This window comes from Marinobacter sp. C1S70, from assembly GCF_000475355.1.
GTDB classification, from domain to species: Bacteria; Pseudomonadota; Gammaproteobacteria; order Pseudomonadales; family Oleiphilaceae; genus Marinobacter; species Marinobacter nauticus.
In genome coordinates, this window is sequence record NZ_AXBW01000041.1 from 143,996 (window position 1) to 159,735 (window position 15,740).

General features: G+C 57.1%; 16 protein-coding genes. 14 read left to right on the top strand and 2 right to left on the bottom strand.

Going from position 1 to position 15,740, the window contains the following annotated elements; translation table 11 throughout:
- Positions 1–7: 7 nt before the first annotated feature.
- Genes coxB through Q669_RS13510 form a run of 4 tightly spaced genes read left to right on the top strand, consistent with a single transcriptional unit; the run spans position 8 to position 4,281 of the window.
- Positions 8–1,132 carry a cytochrome c oxidase subunit II gene (coxB, locus tag Q669_RS13495; RefSeq protein WP_011783642.1) on the top strand — a complete coding sequence of 375 codons (1,125 nt, stop codon included), beginning with the start codon at positions 8–10 and terminating at the stop codon, positions 1,130–1,132.
- Between the two features lie 57 nt (positions 1,133–1,189).
- Positions 1,190–2,773, top strand: coding sequence for a cytochrome c oxidase subunit I (gene ctaD, locus Q669_RS13500; protein ID WP_022992665.1), 1,584 nt, complete (start codon positions 1,190–1,192; stop codon positions 2,771–2,773).
- A gap of 13 nt (positions 2,774–2,786) precedes the next feature.
- Complete coding sequence (locus Q669_RS13505) at positions 2,787–3,377, top strand: cytochrome c oxidase assembly protein (protein WP_022992666.1); 591 nt, start codon at positions 2,787–2,789, stop codon at positions 3,375–3,377.
- A gap of 16 nt (positions 3,378–3,393) precedes the next feature.
- Positions 3,394–4,281 (top strand): cytochrome c oxidase subunit 3, encoded by an 888-nt coding sequence (locus tag Q669_RS13510; RefSeq protein WP_022992667.1) that lies wholly within the window; start codon positions 3,394–3,396, stop codon positions 4,279–4,281.
- Between the two features lie 11 nt (positions 4,282–4,292).
- Here Q669_RS13510 and Q669_RS13515 read toward each other — a convergent pair whose 3' ends face one another.
- Entirely contained in the window at positions 4,293–4,496 is a 204-nt protein-coding gene (locus Q669_RS13515; protein ID WP_011783646.1) for a twin transmembrane helix small protein, read from the bottom strand.
- 97 nt (positions 4,497–4,593) lie between these two features.
- Here Q669_RS13515 and Q669_RS13520 point away from each other — a divergent pair, with 97 nt between their 5' ends.
- The 9 genes from Q669_RS13520 (at position 4,594) to Q669_RS19560 (ending at position 12,443) form a co-directional block, all read left to right on the top strand.
- Complete coding sequence (locus tag Q669_RS13520; protein ID WP_022992668.1) at positions 4,594–5,343, top strand: SURF1 family protein; 750 nt, start codon at positions 4,594–4,596, stop codon at positions 5,341–5,343.
- Positions 5,324–5,965, top strand: coding sequence for a hypothetical protein (locus Q669_RS13525; RefSeq protein ID WP_011783648.1), 642 nt, complete (start codon positions 5,324–5,326; stop codon positions 5,963–5,965). Before Q669_RS13520 ends, Q669_RS13525 begins: the two co-directional genes overlap by 20 nt.
- Positions 5,966–5,980: 15 nt before the next feature.
- Positions 5,981–7,087 carry a COX15/CtaA family protein gene (locus Q669_RS13530; RefSeq protein ID WP_022992670.1) on the top strand — a complete coding sequence of 369 codons (1,107 nt, stop codon included), beginning with the start codon at positions 5,981–5,983 and terminating at the stop codon, positions 7,085–7,087.
- Positions 7,084–8,004, top strand: coding sequence for a heme o synthase (gene cyoE, locus Q669_RS13535; RefSeq protein ID WP_022992671.1), 921 nt, complete (start codon positions 7,084–7,086; stop codon positions 8,002–8,004). The genes Q669_RS13530 and cyoE overlap by 4 nt, the downstream gene beginning before the upstream one ends.
- A 32-nt stretch (positions 8,005–8,036) precedes the next feature.
- On the top strand, positions 8,037–8,693 hold the full coding sequence (locus tag Q669_RS13540; protein ID WP_022992672.1) for an SCO family protein: 657 nt from the start codon (positions 8,037–8,039) through the stop codon (positions 8,691–8,693).
- 82 nt (positions 8,694–8,775) lie between these two features.
- Entirely contained in the window at positions 8,776–9,978 is a 1,203-nt protein-coding gene (locus Q669_RS13545; RefSeq protein ID WP_022992673.1) for a YbfB/YjiJ family MFS transporter, read from the top strand.
- 1,020 nt (positions 9,979–10,998) lie between these two features.
- Positions 10,999–11,397, top strand: coding sequence for a hypothetical protein (locus Q669_RS13555; RefSeq protein ID WP_022992675.1), 399 nt, complete (start codon positions 10,999–11,001; stop codon positions 11,395–11,397).
- 13 nt (positions 11,398–11,410) lie between these two features.
- Positions 11,411–12,070, top strand: coding sequence for a hypothetical protein (locus tag Q669_RS19555; protein ID WP_152525052.1), 660 nt, complete (start codon positions 11,411–11,413; stop codon positions 12,068–12,070).
- The gene (locus tag Q669_RS19560) at positions 12,018–12,443 is read left to right on the top strand and encodes a hypothetical protein (RefSeq protein ID WP_152525053.1); all 426 of its coding nucleotides are present in this window, start codon (positions 12,018–12,020) and stop codon (positions 12,441–12,443) included. The genes Q669_RS19555 and Q669_RS19560 overlap by 53 nt, the downstream gene beginning before the upstream one ends.
- Before the next feature lie 257 nt (positions 12,444–12,700).
- Here Q669_RS19560 and Q669_RS13560 read toward each other — a convergent pair whose 3' ends face one another.
- Positions 12,701–13,645: an IS5 family transposase gene (locus Q669_RS13560; RefSeq protein WP_011784145.1), complete on the bottom strand. Its 945-nt coding sequence runs from the start codon at positions 13,643–13,645 to the stop codon at positions 12,701–12,703.
- An 85-nt stretch (positions 13,646–13,730) separates the two neighbouring features.
- Here Q669_RS13560 and hrpB point away from each other — a divergent pair.
- Positions 13,731–15,740, top strand: a 2,010-nt coding sequence (gene hrpB, locus Q669_RS13565) for an ATP-dependent helicase HrpB (protein ID WP_036149747.1), incomplete at its 3' end; no start/stop codon positions are given.

Below are 15,740 nucleotides of genomic sequence, written 5' to 3' on the forward strand. Positions count from 1 at the left end.
ACACAGTATGCGCGTGCATGCCAAGCGGGCAGTAGCCCTAGCCGCTGGTCTGTTGTCACCGGCTGTGGTCGTGGCCGACTGGACCATGAACATGACGCCCGGTGTAACCGGCACCAGTAATCAGATTTTCAGCCTTCACATGACCATTCTCTGGATCTGCGTCGCCATCGGTGTGGTGGTGTTCGGGGTCATGTTCTGGTCTATTTTCGCCCATCGCAAATCCCAGGGCGCGAAACCGGCCAATTTCCATGAGAACACGGTGGTCGAAATTCTCTGGACCATCATTCCGTTCGCCATTCTCGTGGCCATGGCCATTCCCGCCACGGCAACGCTGGTGGAGATGTACGACACCACCGAATCCGAAGTGGATATCAAGGTTACCGGCTATCAGTGGCGCTGGCAGTATGAGTATATCAATGAAGATTTTGGTTACTTCTCCAGCCTGTCTACACCCCGGGACCAGATCGAGAACCGCCAGGCCAAGGGTGAAAACTACCTCCTGGAAGTGGACAACCCGCTGGTGATTCCAGTCGGCAAGAAAGTGCGTTTTCTGTTGACCGCCAATGACGTAATCCACTCCTGGTGGGTGCCGGAGTTTGGCGTGAAGAAAGATGCCATCCCCGGTTTTATCAATGAAACCTGGACCCGGGTGGATGAGCCGGGAATTTACCGTGGCCAGTGCACCGAGCTGTGTGGCAAGGACCACGGCTTCATGCCGGTGGTGGTCGAGGCGGTGCCGGAAGAGGAATACAACGCCTGGGTGGCGGAGCAGCGCGAGGCAGCCGAGAAAGAACGCCAGCTGACCCAGAAAGACTGGACTCTGGAAGAATTGATGGCGCGTGGTGAGAAGGCTTATGCCACAGCCTGTGCGGCCTGCCACCAGGCGGATGGCAGCGGGGCCCCCCCGGCGTTCCCCGCGCTCAAGGGTAGCCCGATTGCGACCGGAGATATGACGGCTCACATCGACATTGTGGTGAACGGCAAGTCCGGGACGGCGATGCAGGCGTTCGGCAACCAGCTGAGCGAAGTGGACCTGGCTGCGGTGATTACCTATGAGCGTAATGCCTGGGGTAACAACACCGGCGATATGGTCACGCCCAAGGAAATTTTTGATTACAAGAACCAGCAGTAATCAACGCCAGATAACAACAATCACCAGCCACATCAGAAGGCGGTAACGGGGGTTTTCATGAGTGCGGTTGCAGATACCCACAGCCAGGAACATCACCACGGCCCGGCCAAAGGCATCAGCCGCTGGCTGCTGACCACAAACCACAAAGACATCGGGTCCATGTACCTGATGTTCAGTTTTGCCATGTTCCTGCTCGGCGGCAGCATGGCCATGGTCATCCGGGCCGAACTGTTCCAGCCCGGCCTGCAGATTGTGCAGCCGGAGTTCTTCAACCAGATGACCACCATGCACGGTCTGATCATGGTGTTCGGGGCGGTCATGCCGGCTTTTGTCGGGTTAGCCAACTGGATGCTGCCCTTGATGATCGGCGCGCCGGACATGGCACTGCCGCGCATGAATAACTGGAGTTTCTGGCTGCTGCCCTGCGCCTTCCTGATTCTGGTCTCCACCCTGTTCATGCAGGGCGGCGCCCCCAACTTCGGCTGGACCTTCTACGCGCCGCTTTCCACCACCTATGGGCCACCCAGCACCACGTTCTTCATCTTCGCGGTGCACATCATGGGGGTGTCCTCAATCATGGGCGCCATCAATGTCATTGCCACCATTCTCAACATGCGGGCGCCGGGCATGACCCTGATGAAAATGCCCCTGTTTGTCTGGACCTGGCTGATCACCGCGTTCCTGTTGATTGCGGTCATGCCGGTGCTGGCCGGCGTGGTGACCATGATGCTGATGGACATCAACTTCGGTACCAGTTTCTTTGATGCCTCCGGTGGTGGCGATCCGGTGCTGTTCCAGCATGTGTTCTGGTTCTTCGGGCATCCGGAGGTTTATATCATGATCCTGCCGGCGTTCGGGGCCATCTCCCACATTGTTGCGGCCTTCTCCCGCAAGCCGCTGTTTGGCTATGCCTCCATGGTGTATGCGGTGGGTGCCATTGCCCTGTTGTCGTTCGTGGTCTGGGCGCACCATATGTTTACCGTGGGTATTCCACTGGCCGGGCAGTTGTTCTTCATGTACGCCACCATGCTGATTGCCGTGCCCACCGGGGTGAAGGTGTTCAACTGGGTCACCACCATGTTCCGGGGCTCCCTGAGTTTCGAGGCGCCCATGCTGTTCGCCGTGGCCTTTATCATTCTGTTCACTATCGGTGGTTTCTCCGGGCTGATGCTGGCCATCGCGCCTGCGGACTTCCAGTACCACGATACCTACTTTGTGGTCGCGCATTTCCATTATGTGCTGGTGCCCGGTGCCATCTTCGGCATCTTCGCTTCGGCCTACTTCTGGCTGCCCAAGTGGACCGGCCACATGTACGACGAAACCCTGGCCAAGACCCACTTCTGGCTGTCGTTCATCGGCATGAACCTGGCTTTCTTCCCCATGCACTTCCTGGGGCTGGCGGGCATGCCCCGGCGGATTCCGGACTACGCGCTGCAGTTTGCTGACTTCAACATGGTATCGAGCATCGGGGCCTTTATGTTCGGCGTCAGTCAGTTGCTGTTCCTGTTCATCGTGGTGAAGTGTGTGCGAGGGGGCGAGAAGGCCGCCGCCAAACCCTGGGATGGTGCTGAAGGGCTGGAATGGACGGTGCCCTCACCGGCGCCCTATCACGCTTTCTCGACACCGCCGGAAGTGAAATAACCGGGAGGTCGCCATGGCAGAGCCACAACACGGCAAACGCAGCAACGGTCGGGTGATTGCCTGGTGCATGGCCGGCGTGGTCGGTATGTTCGCCTTCGGCTTTGCCCTGGTGCCCTTGTACGACGTGTTCTGCGAAATCACCGGTATCAATGGCAAGACCGGCGGCCGGTACGAAGCGCAGGTCACCAACCAGGTGGATGCCAACCGCACCGTGACGGTCCAGTTCCTGGCCAGTAATGGCCCGGGCATGTCCTGGGAATTCCGGCCGGTGACCCGCAGCATCAAGGTGCATCCCGGTGAGCCGGTGACCGTCAATTTCTACGCCGAAAATGGCAGCGACCAGGCCATGGTGGGACAGGCAGTTCCCAGCCTGTCCCCGGCTGAGGGCACCCTGTACTTCCACAAGACCGAGTGTTTCTGTTTCAACCAGCAGCCCCTGGAAGCCGGCGAAAGCACAGAAATGCCTCTGGTGTTTATCGTGGATCCGGAACTGCCGGAACACATCACCAAGCTGACACTGTCCTACACCCTTTACGACCAGAGCCAGAAGGCCGAGGTATCGGGTGCCGCCGGGGCAGCAAAAACAACCAACAATAACGGCTAAGCCATCGGAGACAGCTATGGCGGATCACCAGACCTACTACGTTCCCGAACAGAGCAAGTGGCCCATTGTCGCCACCGTTGGCCTGGGGGTCACCCTGTATGGCGCGGCAGCCATCATGGTGAACGGCAACCAGGGTGAAAGCACCACCGGTTCCTGGATCATGTTCTGGATTGGCGCGCTGATCATGGCGTACATGCTGTTCGGCTGGTTCGGCAGCGTCATCCGCGAGAGCCGGGCCGGATTGTACAGCGACCAGATGGATCGTTCTTTCCGCTGGGGTATGAGCTGGTTCATTTTCTCGGAAGTCATGTTTTTTGCGGCGTTCTTCGGTGCGCTCTTCTACGTTCGGATGTTCGTGGTGCCCTGGCTGGGGGGCGAGGGTGATAAAGGCAGTAGCAACATGCTGTGGGAAGGCTTTCAGGCCAGTTGGCCTCTGGTCAGCAACCCCAACCCAGAGGCCTACCCGGGCCCGAAGGAAGTGATCGGGCCCTGGGGCTTGCCGCTGATCAACACCATCCTGCTGGTAACCTCGTCGTTCACGGTGACCATTGCCCACCATGCCCTGAAAGCGGGTAACCGGGCCAAGGTGAAGCTGTGGCTGGGAGCCACCATTGCGCTGGCGGTGGTGTTCATGTTCGTTCAGGGCTACGAGTACATGCACGCCTATCAGGACCTGGACCTGACCCTGAAGTCCGGCATCTATGGCAGCATGTTCTTTATGTTAACGGGTTTCCACGGGGCCCACGTGATGCTGGGTACTTTGATGCTCGCCATCATGCTGGTCCGGATCATCAAGGGCCATTTCACCGCCGACAATCATTTCGGCTTTGAAGCGGCAGCCTGGTACTGGCATTTTGTGGATGTGGTCTGGCTGGGCCTGTTTGTGTTCGTGTATGTGCTCTGAGGCAGATGAAGTCAGGGCGTCGGGTTCAGGGTGAGATCGCCGGTCCAGAGCGCGATCAGCACCACGGCCAGTAATAGCACGCTGAGCGAGACTCGCACCGCCAGTGAGTTCACCACACGGTTGGTTTTACCGCCGTCCCGAATCAGGAAAAACAGCCCGCTGAACAGGCTGATAATGACGGCGAACAGCAGTACGACAATGGCAAGTTTTAACATGAGGAATCCGGTTGTATCAGGTCCGCAGCCTGTTGAGCATTCTGGTGCCGGGAACAACGCCCCGGTTCGTTACCTCACTATAGCAGAGCGGCGCTAAGTGGGTTCCACCTCCCGCCGCTGGCAGTTCGACTGGCGCCTGCTGGTCTTCAGCGGTGTCTTTCTGCCTCTGCTGATCAGTCTGGGTGTCTGGCAGCTGAACCGCGCCGCGGAAAAAACCAGTCGGCTGGAGACCTGGAATTCAGAAAGCGCCGGGTGGGACTGGCAGGATGTGGCGGCTGCAGATGGGTGGCAGGAGGGCCAACCGGTCACCCTGACCGGTTGGTACCGGGAGCAGACTTGGTTGCTGGACAATCGGACCCGGGACGGCCGCGCCGGTTACGAAGTGTTGACGCTTTTTGAGCCGCTCTCAGGCCCTTTGGTGGTGGTCAACCGGGGCTGGGTACCGGCACCGGCCAGCCGTGAACAACTGCCGGAAGTGCAGACGCCTGAGCCTCTGTTTACCCTTCAGGGCCGGCTGGCGGCCTATCCGGAACCTCCGGTACTGGGGGCGCAGGAGCCCGATACACCCGGCTGGCCGAGACGGGTCCAGGCGTTGCCTGAGAGCCGTGTCCGGGCGTTGGGTAAGACGCCGGCCCCGATGATTGTTCACCTTGCCGACAGCCAGCAGCCGGGTGCATACCGGGCGGACCGGGCGCCGGATGTGATGGGCCCGCAGACGCACTACGGATACGCCGCCCAATGGTTTGCACTAGCGGTAGCACTGACTATATTGACTCTGGTGGCGAGTTATAAAAAAGACAGCGAAAGACCCAAGGCAGGAGCCGACAATGACAACGACAACGGCTGACTCTCTCTCTCATTCTGATGGCCCGAGCCCGGCTCAGGTCAGGCGGGGCCGGCGCACCGCCATGTTGCTCTTTGCGGTGGGGTTCGGCCCCATGCTGGTGGCGACGGTCATGTTTTACACCGGCTGGCTTAACCCGACCGGTCAGAGCAATCAGGGGCAGTTGGTGCAACCGCCGGTGCCGGTGGCAGAGCTGAATCTGCAAACCGCTGCGGGGAACCCCCTGCAGGCACGCTTTGGTGTTGATGTCGCCGACCCGAAATGGCTGATGCTGGTGGCCTCGGAGCGTTGCGCGGAAGACTGCGAGCAGCTGCTGTATCTGGCTCGCCAGGTTAACGTTGCGCTTGGCAAGAACGCGCCGCGTGTTGGTCGTGCCGCCTATCTGGGCACGGTACCGGCGGATCTGGAGCGGCGCTGGTCCGATGAGTACCAGTTGATGGAGCGCCTGCAACCGGCCGCTGGCAAGACACCGGCATGGCCCGCCGGGATCAACCCGGAGCAGCAACCGAGAATCCTGCTGGTCGACCCGTTTGGCAATGTGATGATGCACTATGGCAGGGAACATACCGGCAAACAGCTGCTGAAAGATCTGAAGCACCTGCTGAAACTGTCACAGATTGGCTAACGGGAGGCCTGCGGTATGACGGCGATGTCTCCGGAGCAATCCCGGGCAATAGCAAAGAAACTGGCGTTCTGGGCCACCCTGGCCTGTTTGCTGGCGGTGGTGGTGATCATGCTCGGTGCCTGGACACGGCTGGTTCACGCCGGCCTGGGATGCCCGGACTGGCCTGGCTGTTATGGCTTTTTGACCGTACCCCAGGATGAAACCCGCATTGCCATTGCCAATGCCCGATTCCCGGAGACCCCGGTGGATGTGTCCAAGGGCTGGCCGGAAATGATCCATCGCTATGCCGCCGGTACCCTGGGGTTACTGGTATTCGCACTGGCGATTGTCTCGGTGCGCAACCGCAGCGCGGGACTGCCGGTCAAACTGCCGCTGTTCATTGCTGGCTTTATCGTACTGCAGGCCGCGTTCGGCATGTGGACCGTAACCCTCAAGCTCTGGCCCCAGGTAGTGGCCCTGCACCTGCTCGGCGGATTCACCACCCTCAGCCTGTTGTTGCTGCTGACCTTGCGGCTTCGGCGGCGAGCACGGGAGAGTGCGGCATCGCGGCCGGCGATGGCGGAACCCCTGGCGAGATTCCGGCCCTGGCTTTATGGCGGTTTGTTGCTGGTTATTGTCCAGATTGCCCTGGGTGCCTGGACGGCAGCCAACTACGCGGCCGTGGCCTGTACCGATCTGCCCACCTGTCAGGGCCAGTGGTGGCCCGAGGGCATGGACTTTCAGCATGGATTTGATATTACCCAACATGTTGGCCCCAACTATCTTGGCGGTCAGCTCACAAGCGATGGCCGGGTTGCCATTCACGTTAGCCATCGCCTGGGCGCCGTCCTTGTCCTGGGTTACCTGGCCTTGTTACTGGTGCTGCTGTGGCGCCAGCGTGCCCAGAGCGGTCTAGACAGGTCTATCGCTCTGGTAGGCGGTGCCTTGGTGATCCAGTTCTGTCTGGGCCTGACTAACGTCTGGCTACATATTCCTTTGATGATCGCCGTTGCCCATAACGCCATGGGCGCCGGCCTGTTACTGTCGATGGTGCACCTGATCTGGCAGCATCATCAGCTGGCCCGGCCAGCACTATCCCCCGCACCCCATACAACAACCATAAACCGGGAGGTTACGGCATGAGCGAGCAAGTGAAGGCGCTGCCGATCCAGAATTCGACACGTGCGAGCCATATTTCCTGGCGCGATTACCTGGAACTGACCAAGCCCCGGGTGGTTGCCCTGATGATCCTCACCTCGGTGATCGGCATGTTGCTGGCAGCACCGGGCGTGCCCGGCTGGAGTGTACTGCTGTTCGGCAATCTGGGTATTGCCCTGCTGGCAGGAGCGGCTGCGGTGGTGAACCACGTGGTGGATCAGAAGATTGATACTGTGATGGCCCGTACCCGAAAACGCCCGGTGGCCACCGGACGGATTGCGCCGTTTGATGCCCTGCTGTTTGCCACCGTGTTGGCGGCCCTGGGCATGGTGGTACTGGTGTGGCAGGTGAACGAGCTGACCGCCTGGCTAACGCTGGCCTCCCTGGTGGGTTATGCCGGCGTTTACACGCTGTTCCTGAAACGGGCGACGCCTCAGAACATTGTCATCGGCGGGCTGGCCGGCGCCATGCCGCCACTGTTGGGCTGGACCGCGGTGACCGGCCAGGTGGAAGGCCATGCGTTGCTGCTGGTGCTGATTATCTTCGCCTGGACACCACCGCATTTCTGGGCACTGGCGATCCACCGCAAGGAGGAATATGCCAAGGCCGGTATTCCCATGTTGCCGGTGACCCACGGCAATCGCTACACCGAACTGCATATTCTGCTCTATACCCTGATGCTGCTGGCGGTCAGCCTGCTACCGTTTGTCACAGGCATGTCCGGCGGTATTTACCTGGTGGGCGCTCTGGCGCTAGGCTTGAGGTTCCTGCAATATGCCGTTCGCCTGCTGCGCGGCGACGATCGGCGGGTAGCACTGAACACTTTCAAGTACTCCATCACCTATCTGATGGCGCTGTTTGTGGTGTTGCTGGTGGATCATTTTGTGTTTGTCCCGGCCTGACCGGTCGGGGTAAGGCCTGGTTGGGAGACCCTATGGGGCGGTCGATTCGGATCACGTTGTTTGTTCTGGTATTGCTGGTGGTGCTGGTGTTCGGTCTGACCGTGGGCCGACAGGTCTTTCTGGTGGAGGGCGAACCGGCGCCGGCGCCGGACCTCGGCCAGTACAACGCTTATGTCTACGATCAGCCACGGCCCCTGGTGGCGTTCTCGCTGATCAACGAGGAAGGTGAGACGGTCACCCAGGAAGATCTCCGGGGCCGTTGGACCTTCGTATTCGTGGGCTACACCAATTGCCCTGACATCTGCCCCGCTGCCATGGCCAATCTGCGCCGTACCGACCAGTTGCTGTCCCCGGAATTACCCCAACCGGACTATCTGCTGGTCTCGGCAGACCCGGAGCACGATACCCCGGCGAAGCTGAAGGCCTATACCGATTTCTTTGGTGAGCATTTCCACGGCCTGACCGGCGATCTGGACACCCTGCGCCAGGTCGCCAAGAGCGTGAGCGCGGTGTTTGTGCACCGGCAGGTGAATGGCGAGTTGCTGGTGGACCACAGCGGGCATTTTGCCTTGCTCAATCCGGACGGCGACGTTCAGGCGCTGATCCAGCCACCCCACAAGCCGGAACAGCTGGCCGAAGCCTTTGAGCGTATCTACCAGTGGGCCAACGCCAATCGCCAGCCAGGCTGAGGCGAAGGTCTCACTGACAAGCATTGGTTAGTCACCTACACTACCCGGTTTCCGTTGATAACCTGACGACCGGGCCTATGCCATGACTTCTGCAAATACCCCCACCCCCAGGCAACTGTTTACGGTTCTGCTCGCCGGTAGCCTGGTGTTGCTGGTTGTCCACGGCCTTGGCCGATTCATCTACACCCCGTTGTTGCCCTACCTGGTGGCCGATAACCAGTTCAACGCGCCGGATGGAGCTGCGGTGGCCACCTGGAACTACCTCGGCTATCTGATGGGGGCAATGCTGGCCATCCGTTGGCACAGAATCGACCAGATCCGGCTGATGTTGCCTCTTTTCCTGGCGGTTCATGTGGTGACCACGCTGATCGTGACCCAGACCGACCAGCTGACGGTGATTTCTGTCACCCGCTGGCTGAACGGTGTGGCTAACGGCGTGGTATTCGTCCAGGCGCCAGCCCTGATTCTGGAATGGCTGGTAATGCGCAACCGGGCCTCTCTCAGCGGTCTGGTCTATATCGGTGTTGGTGTAGGGCTGCTGGTGTCCAGCGGCCTGGTTACCGGGCCCGCCAGCCTGCTGGAGGGCCCGGAGCGCTGGTGGCCGGCTGCCCTGTTGTCGATTCCCCTGGCCTGGTGGGGTGCCATGCAGTTACGGCAACTGGAGGTACCGGTGCGCCAGCATGATGACGCCGGTAAGGCGGTGGTCAATACCCCGTTGCTGGATCGCGCCAGCATCCCGCTGTTTCTGTCCTATGCCGGGGCGGGCCTGGGTTACATCCTGCCCATGACCTTCCTGCCCCTGTTGGCAAAACTGGAACTGCCTGAGGGCCACGCCTTGCTGGACGGCACCTGGGTGATCGTCGCCCTGTTCACCATCCCGGCGCCCTGGCTGTGGAACAAACTGGGGGCCCTGATGGGAGACTTGCCCGCCCTTCGCCTGAATTTTCTGATTCAGCTGGCCGGTGTGCTGGCCACCGTGGTCTGGCCTGGCGCCTTGGGCTTGGTGTTGTGTGCCGCCCTGGTCGGCAGCACCTTTCTGGGCACGGTATTGCTGACCCAGCGCATCGGGCGCGCGCTGCATCCGCATCAGGGCCCGCGCCTGTCGGCAGCGATGGTGGCACTGTATGGCTTTACCCAGATGGTCGGCCCCTGGCTGACCAAACAGTGGCTGGATGCGGGAGGCACCCTGGTGTCGGCCTTCGGCATCGGGGTGGCAGCGTTGGCGTTTGGCCTGGTATTTGCGTTTTGTGTGCCCCGGCCGAGATCTTTAGCTGGTGTGCAATGAACCCGAATAGAAGTGTCGACATGGCCCCCACCATCGAAAATATTTTTTTCAATAACTTATCGGATAAGATGACCGCACAGGTTGATCAACGAGGTTTTCATCAACAACACCTCAGAGTTGCATCCGCCCTAATACTAGTGACAGAAGGAGTCAAGTTTCTCGGGGTTAACTTCCCGGTCCTAGGTCTGCTGAGCGAACTGAGAGTCCCGTCACCGTCTCTAGGTCAATGGGACTACTTTTGCCGGGACCCGGGGCAGTATTTGTACGTTAGTTTAGTGAAGAAGAATGGATGAAAAGTCCGGATTCCACTACCACCATTGAGTGATTAAAAACGGAGTTTTGCGACAACGTCAAATGCTTAGACGATTGCGTGTTGGGGTTTCGTAAACTCTGAATGCATAGGCAACCCTAACTGCCTAGGTTTCGCAAAAGTCGGCTTGTTGGAGAATCTAACCCCTACGCTCTCAACCAGTACATTCTACGAACCCCTACTAGCGCAAAACATAATCGTTCCTTTTTTGGAATCGACTATTCTGAGGAACGTCTTGTTAACAGCGACGGCCAAAGCCGTTTGCGCCATAGGCTAGGTTTGTCGCTTTGTTTGTGCGGACGTAATTAGAAGGTGTTTGAACATTTGTGATCATATTATAATTACATGTTTGCATTCTTTACATTTAATTATATCTTGACAAAGAATCAACCCTTGCTAATATCATATTGACCTTTTTACAAGGATGTTGCGTTTGTGTTTGCATTTGTAAATAAAGGTCTCATAAATAAAATTAGTTGAGGCTTTTTTATGAAGATAATATTATTTTTTTTGGTTTTGTTTGGAGCAGGACTTGCTTGGGCAAACGAGCTCAAAGGAATTGAGTCCGGGTTTAGTCTAAATAATATTGATACTTATGATAAATCTTTGTTGGAAGATAGAGTTAAACTTTCCGAAATTTCCTCTCTTAATCCAAAAAAAACTTGGATGCTGTAATATTCTTTGAGAGCGAATATTCTCTAGAAGAAGTTGTGACTAGTGATATCGTGAAAAATCTCAAAGTTAAGGGGTTTCGTCATGGGAACTCTGAATATAGTGGAGGCTATAGAGTAAAGAAAGAGGAGACTTTGATTGAGGCAGTTGAGAATTATCGTTCTGATCATGTTAGATTTCTTCAAAGAGATGAAGAAAATATGAGGGCTATGTTAGAAAGCTCTTATGACGACACGCAAGTAAGGGATGCAGCGTCAGCTAGACTGAAATCGGTAGTGGGAAGGCAAGCTGACTATCTAAAAAAAGGTCTGAAAGTGATTGGGCTTGAGGTGAATGCTAGCTCTAGGGCGTTGATGGATTTGTGGAACTACAGTGCCTATAGAGTTAGAACTATTAAATTAAAGGAAAGTGTTCCGGTACCAAATAAATTTGATTAAAGGGACGTTGATCATGAAGAGAGGCATGTTAATTCTTTTTTGTGTTTTAATGGTGCTATCTGGGACCTCCTATTCCGCTACTGTAGGATGCTCTGCTGCTTACAATGATACATGGGTTCCGAGCAAAGGATACGCGTGGATATCTGAAGATAATATTAATGCATCAAACTCACACTATATTCAGCAATATGTTTTTTGGAGAACATCCGATAGGTTGAAGTGGTTCTCTAATAATGCTGATAGCACCTATGAGCCGGATGCTCTATTCTATAATTACGCCAATAATGGTACGTATGGATATGAGCCACTAGGTTATTGGGCTTCAGATCTGCCCTCTCCGTACGTTGATACTCAAGCATTTGATAGCGATAATGAGCTTGCCATAACTGTTGGTTCGGCTAATGCGCAATTAATCGAGCCTGGTAAGTTTTATTATACAGTAACAAGAATGACTTGGGTGTCTGGGGTTGGTAGTATAGATACAAAGGTTAAGCTAATGTCCCAGCGAGGCCGTCGAGTTCCTTCTGGCTGTTATACAACATTTTGTTCTTTTGGTTGTGATAACGCAAATAATTACCGAACAGTTCCTTTTTCGGACGGTTTTACCGCTCCTGGAGGTCGTGTTTATTGGTGGAAAGATCCCAGTACTTCAAGCCAGCCGTGGACACCGTAAATATTTTCATGATTTTTATGAACAGCTTGCACTGCAAGCTGTTCATATTTGGTTGCTTTTCATGAATATAAAAAAACAGTTTTTATTTTTGGCATTAGCGCTTATTTTAACGCTGGCTACATTATTTTTCCCGGTTGCAGTTAATAGTGAAGATGAATTGAAGTCTGCGGATTTTGGTTGGCCCTTCTCGTTTGTGAATCAAGATTTTTCTCGTTATGATCCTGATACCTATCCACAAGTTTTTTATCTGGGTGGCCCTTGGGAAAATCCCACCTATTTAATGTGGCACGGGTTCTTGTTTTCCTCTTTGGTCTTTTTTTCTATTTTAAATATTGTTTCTTTGGTTTATTTTTTTGTATTAAAGATTTTATAGTTTGCGAAAGCTTCGGGTCGATCTTGAGCTAATTAACGGGAGCTTGTCACTATAGAGTAAGTCAGGTTTGACTGTTTCAGTAGACTTGATAGCTTAACCGCAGAAATCAAAGGCTAAGGAAGGTCTGAATAACTGCTGATATTTGCCCATCTTGGGTTTAAACGGCAAAAAATCGAAGATTCAGACACTATTTTCCCTTTATTTGTGTGTTTTTTGCCCGTTTCCCGCCATTTTGGCGGAAAACAGGCGCACTGGCCCTACGCCAGCATGTATTTTTCACCGATCAGCAGGTTGCTAAACGCGGCCAGCAAATGCAACCGGTTGCTGTTCTTGGCAAGGCCGCGATAGCGGACCTTGCCATAACCAAAGACCCGCTTGATGTACCGGAAGGGATGCTCGACCTTGGCACGAACACTGGCTTTGATCTTCTCTGCTTTCAGTTTGTCGGCATCCAGCGTCTTCCGGGTGCCAGGCCGTTTGGCAATGAACCAGGAGACGTTTTTGCGGTGCTTATGCTCATCCCGCTTCTGAATGCCAAGGTAACCGGCGTCGCCGAAGACTCGTTGCTCTTCACCATGCAGCAGCTTGTCGGTGGGCACGATGTCGTGAACATTGGCAGCGGTGGTATCAATGCTATGAATCAGACCGAACGTGTCGTCGACACCAATGTGCATTTTCATGCCGAAGTGCCATTCGTTGCCCTTTCTGGTCTGGTGCATCTCCGGATCACGCTTGCCAGTTTGGTTCTTGGTGGAGCTGGGAGCAGAGATGATGGTGGCATCTACGATGCTTCCTTCACGCAACATCAAGCCGTTTTTCTCCAGGTGTTTGTTCACCTCTTTAAACAGCGCCTTGCCAAGACCGTGCTGCTCCAGGAAATGCCGGAAGTTGAGAATCGTCGTCTCATCTGGCAAACGGTCCAGCTTCAGACCCGCGAAGTGCCGCATGGATTCGATCTCGTACAGCGCGTCTTCCATGGCCGGATCGCTCAAGTTATAGAACAACTGCATGCAGTGAACCCGCAGCATGGCAGGCAGCGGATAAGGGGGCCGTCCGTTCCGGCCCTTCGGGTAATAACGGGCTACCTTCTTCTCCAACTGCTTCCACGGAATCAGCTTGTCCATCCGTTCCAGAAAGATCTCGCGACGGGTCTTGCGCTTCTTGGTCTGGTATTCGGCTTCGGAGAAGGTGATCTGATCCATGCTGGCAACGATCCTATGCGATTGACGATGGCCGTATTATCGCTGATTTTGGAGACTTATTCAGAGCCTCCCTAAGCTCCCCCCTATGCGCCCAATAGATTACATACTCACAAAGATAAGACAAATCCTGAGCGAGACCACCACCGCTTTGCTCCAGGCGCCGCCCGGCGCGGGTAAAACCACCCGGGTACCGTTGGCCCTGCTGGATGCGCCCTGGCGCGATGGCCGCAAAATCCTGATGCTCGAACCCCGCCGACTGGCGGCCCGGTCGGCAGCGCGGTATATGGCCCGGCAATTGGGAGAGGCGCCCGGGCAGACGGTGGGCTATCGCACCCGACTGGATACCAGGGTCTCCGGCACCACCCGGATCGAAGTAGTGACCGAGGGTATACTCACCCGCCTGATCCAGACCGACCCCATGCTGGAAGACTATGCCGCTGTTCTGTTTGACGAATTCCATGAGCGTTCCCTGCAGGCCGATCTGGGGCTGGCACTGGTGCGAGAGAGCCAGCAGGCCCTGCGAGAAGACCTGCGCCTTCTGGTGATGTCCGCGACACTGGATACCGCGCCCATTGCCAAGGAGCTGGGGGACGTGCCGGTGATTTCCAGTGAAGGCCGGGCGTTTCCGGTGGATGTCCTTTATCGGCCCTTGTCCCGCAATGCCCGGATGGTGGATCACGTAACGGCGGTGGTGCTGGAGGTCCTGGGAGACCAGGCTGGCTCGGTGCTGGTGTTCCTGCCCGGGGCCGGTGAAATTCGCCGGGTGGCGCAACAGCTGGCCGGACAACTGCCGGCAAACGTGGTGCTGGCAACCTTGTACGGCAACCTCAAGGCTGAAGAACAGGACCGGGCCATCGCACCGGCCCCGGACGGTGCTCGCAAGGTGGTCCTGGCCACTGCCATTGCCGAGACCAGCCTGACCATTGAAGGCGTGCGGGTAGTGGTTGATGCCGGCCAGCAGCGTCGGGCCGTGTTTGATCCCAACAGTGGCATGACCCGCCTGATCACCGGCCGGGTGTCCAAAGCCTCTGCCGAGCAGCGTAAAGGCCGGGCAGGACGGGTCGAACCGGGGGTGTGCTACCGGTTATGGAGCGAGTCGGAGCAGTTTGGGCTGGCTGAGTTCACGCCAGCGGAGATTCAGGAGGCGGACCTGGCGCCGCTGGTACTGGAGCTGGCCCAGTGGGGGGCTCGTTCACCGGATCAGGTGGCCTGGATTGATGCGCCGCCACAAGCCCACTGGCAGCAGGCGGTGGATTTATTGCAGTGGCTGGATTTGCTGGATGCTGACGGTGCTATTACCGATCACGGCAAGGCCGCCCGGGATCTGGGGATGCATCCCCGCCTGGCCCATATGGTTCTCCGGGGCAGGGCCCTGGGATTTGGCCAGCTGGCGGCGGAACTGGCGGCATTGCTGGAAGAGCGTGATTTGCTGGGGCCAGGCTCCGGTGCGGATTTGCACGAACGGATCCGGGTGGTACGGGGACAACGGCCACCCCGTGGTCTGGATACGGCCCGGTTACAGGCGGTACGGCAGGCGGCGAAACGGTTGTGCCGGGAGCCGAGGTCACGGAGCGAACCCGTTGCTACCGAGGTGGGCCGGGTTTTAGCCCAGGCCTATCCGGACCGCATTGCCCGTCGCCGTTCGGGCGAGGCACCGCGCTACCAGCTCAGCAATGGCAAGGGGGCGAGCCTGCGGGAACATGATCCGCTGGCCCGGGAGAATTGGCTGGTGGCCGCGGACCTGGACGGTAAGGCCCGGGAGGCGACGATTTATCTGGCGGCGCCAGTGGATCTGGGGGATCTGGAGCAGGACCTGGCTGCGCACATACAAGAACGGGAAGAAGCCCTCTGGGACGACAAGCGGGGCACAGTGGTGGCGCGTCACGTACGCAAGCTTGGCGCCCTGATACTGGCGGAAAAGCCGTTGCAACAGGTGGCCCCCGAACTGATCCAGCAGGGTTTGCTGGATGCCGTCCGTCGCAAAGGACTGGATCGGCTGCCCTGGAACGAGGCCGCCCGCCAGTGGCAGGCCCGGGGGCAGTTACTGGCCACACAGTTCCCCGGTCACTGGCCGGATGTGACGGATTCTGCCCTG

Coding starts and splice junctions, on each gene's coding strand:
- Q669_RS13560 (WP_011784145.1), bottom strand. CDS start 13,645: ATGGATCAGATCACCTTCTCCGAAGCCGAATACCAGACCAAGAAGCGC.
- coxB (WP_011783642.1), top strand. CDS start 8: ATGCGCGTGCATGCCAAGCGGGCAGTAGCCCTAGCCGCTGGTCTGTTG.
- Q669_RS13515 (WP_011783646.1), bottom strand. CDS start 4,496: ATGTTAAAACTTGCCATTGTCGTACTGCTGTTCGCCGTCATTATCAGC.
- Q669_RS13525 (WP_011783648.1), top strand. CDS start 5,324: ATGACAACGACAACGGCTGACTCTCTCTCTCATTCTGATGGCCCGAGC.
- Q669_RS13510 (WP_022992667.1), top strand. CDS start 3,394: ATGGCGGATCACCAGACCTACTACGTTCCCGAACAGAGCAAGTGGCCC.
- cyoE (WP_022992671.1), top strand. CDS start 7,084: ATGAGCGAGCAAGTGAAGGCGCTGCCGATCCAGAATTCGACACGTGCG.
- Q669_RS13545 (WP_022992673.1), top strand. CDS start 8,776: ATGACTTCTGCAAATACCCCCACCCCCAGGCAACTGTTTACGGTTCTG.
- Q669_RS13530 (WP_022992670.1), top strand. CDS start 5,981: ATGACGGCGATGTCTCCGGAGCAATCCCGGGCAATAGCAAAGAAACTG.
- Q669_RS19555 (WP_152525052.1), top strand. CDS start 11,411: ATGAAGAGAGGCATGTTAATTCTTTTTTGTGTTTTAATGGTGCTATCT.
- Q669_RS13505 (WP_022992666.1), top strand. CDS start 2,787: ATGGCAGAGCCACAACACGGCAAACGCAGCAACGGTCGGGTGATTGCC.
- ctaD (WP_022992665.1), top strand. CDS start 1,190: ATGAGTGCGGTTGCAGATACCCACAGCCAGGAACATCACCACGGCCCG.
- Q669_RS13540 (WP_022992672.1), top strand. CDS start 8,037: ATGGGGCGGTCGATTCGGATCACGTTGTTTGTTCTGGTATTGCTGGTG.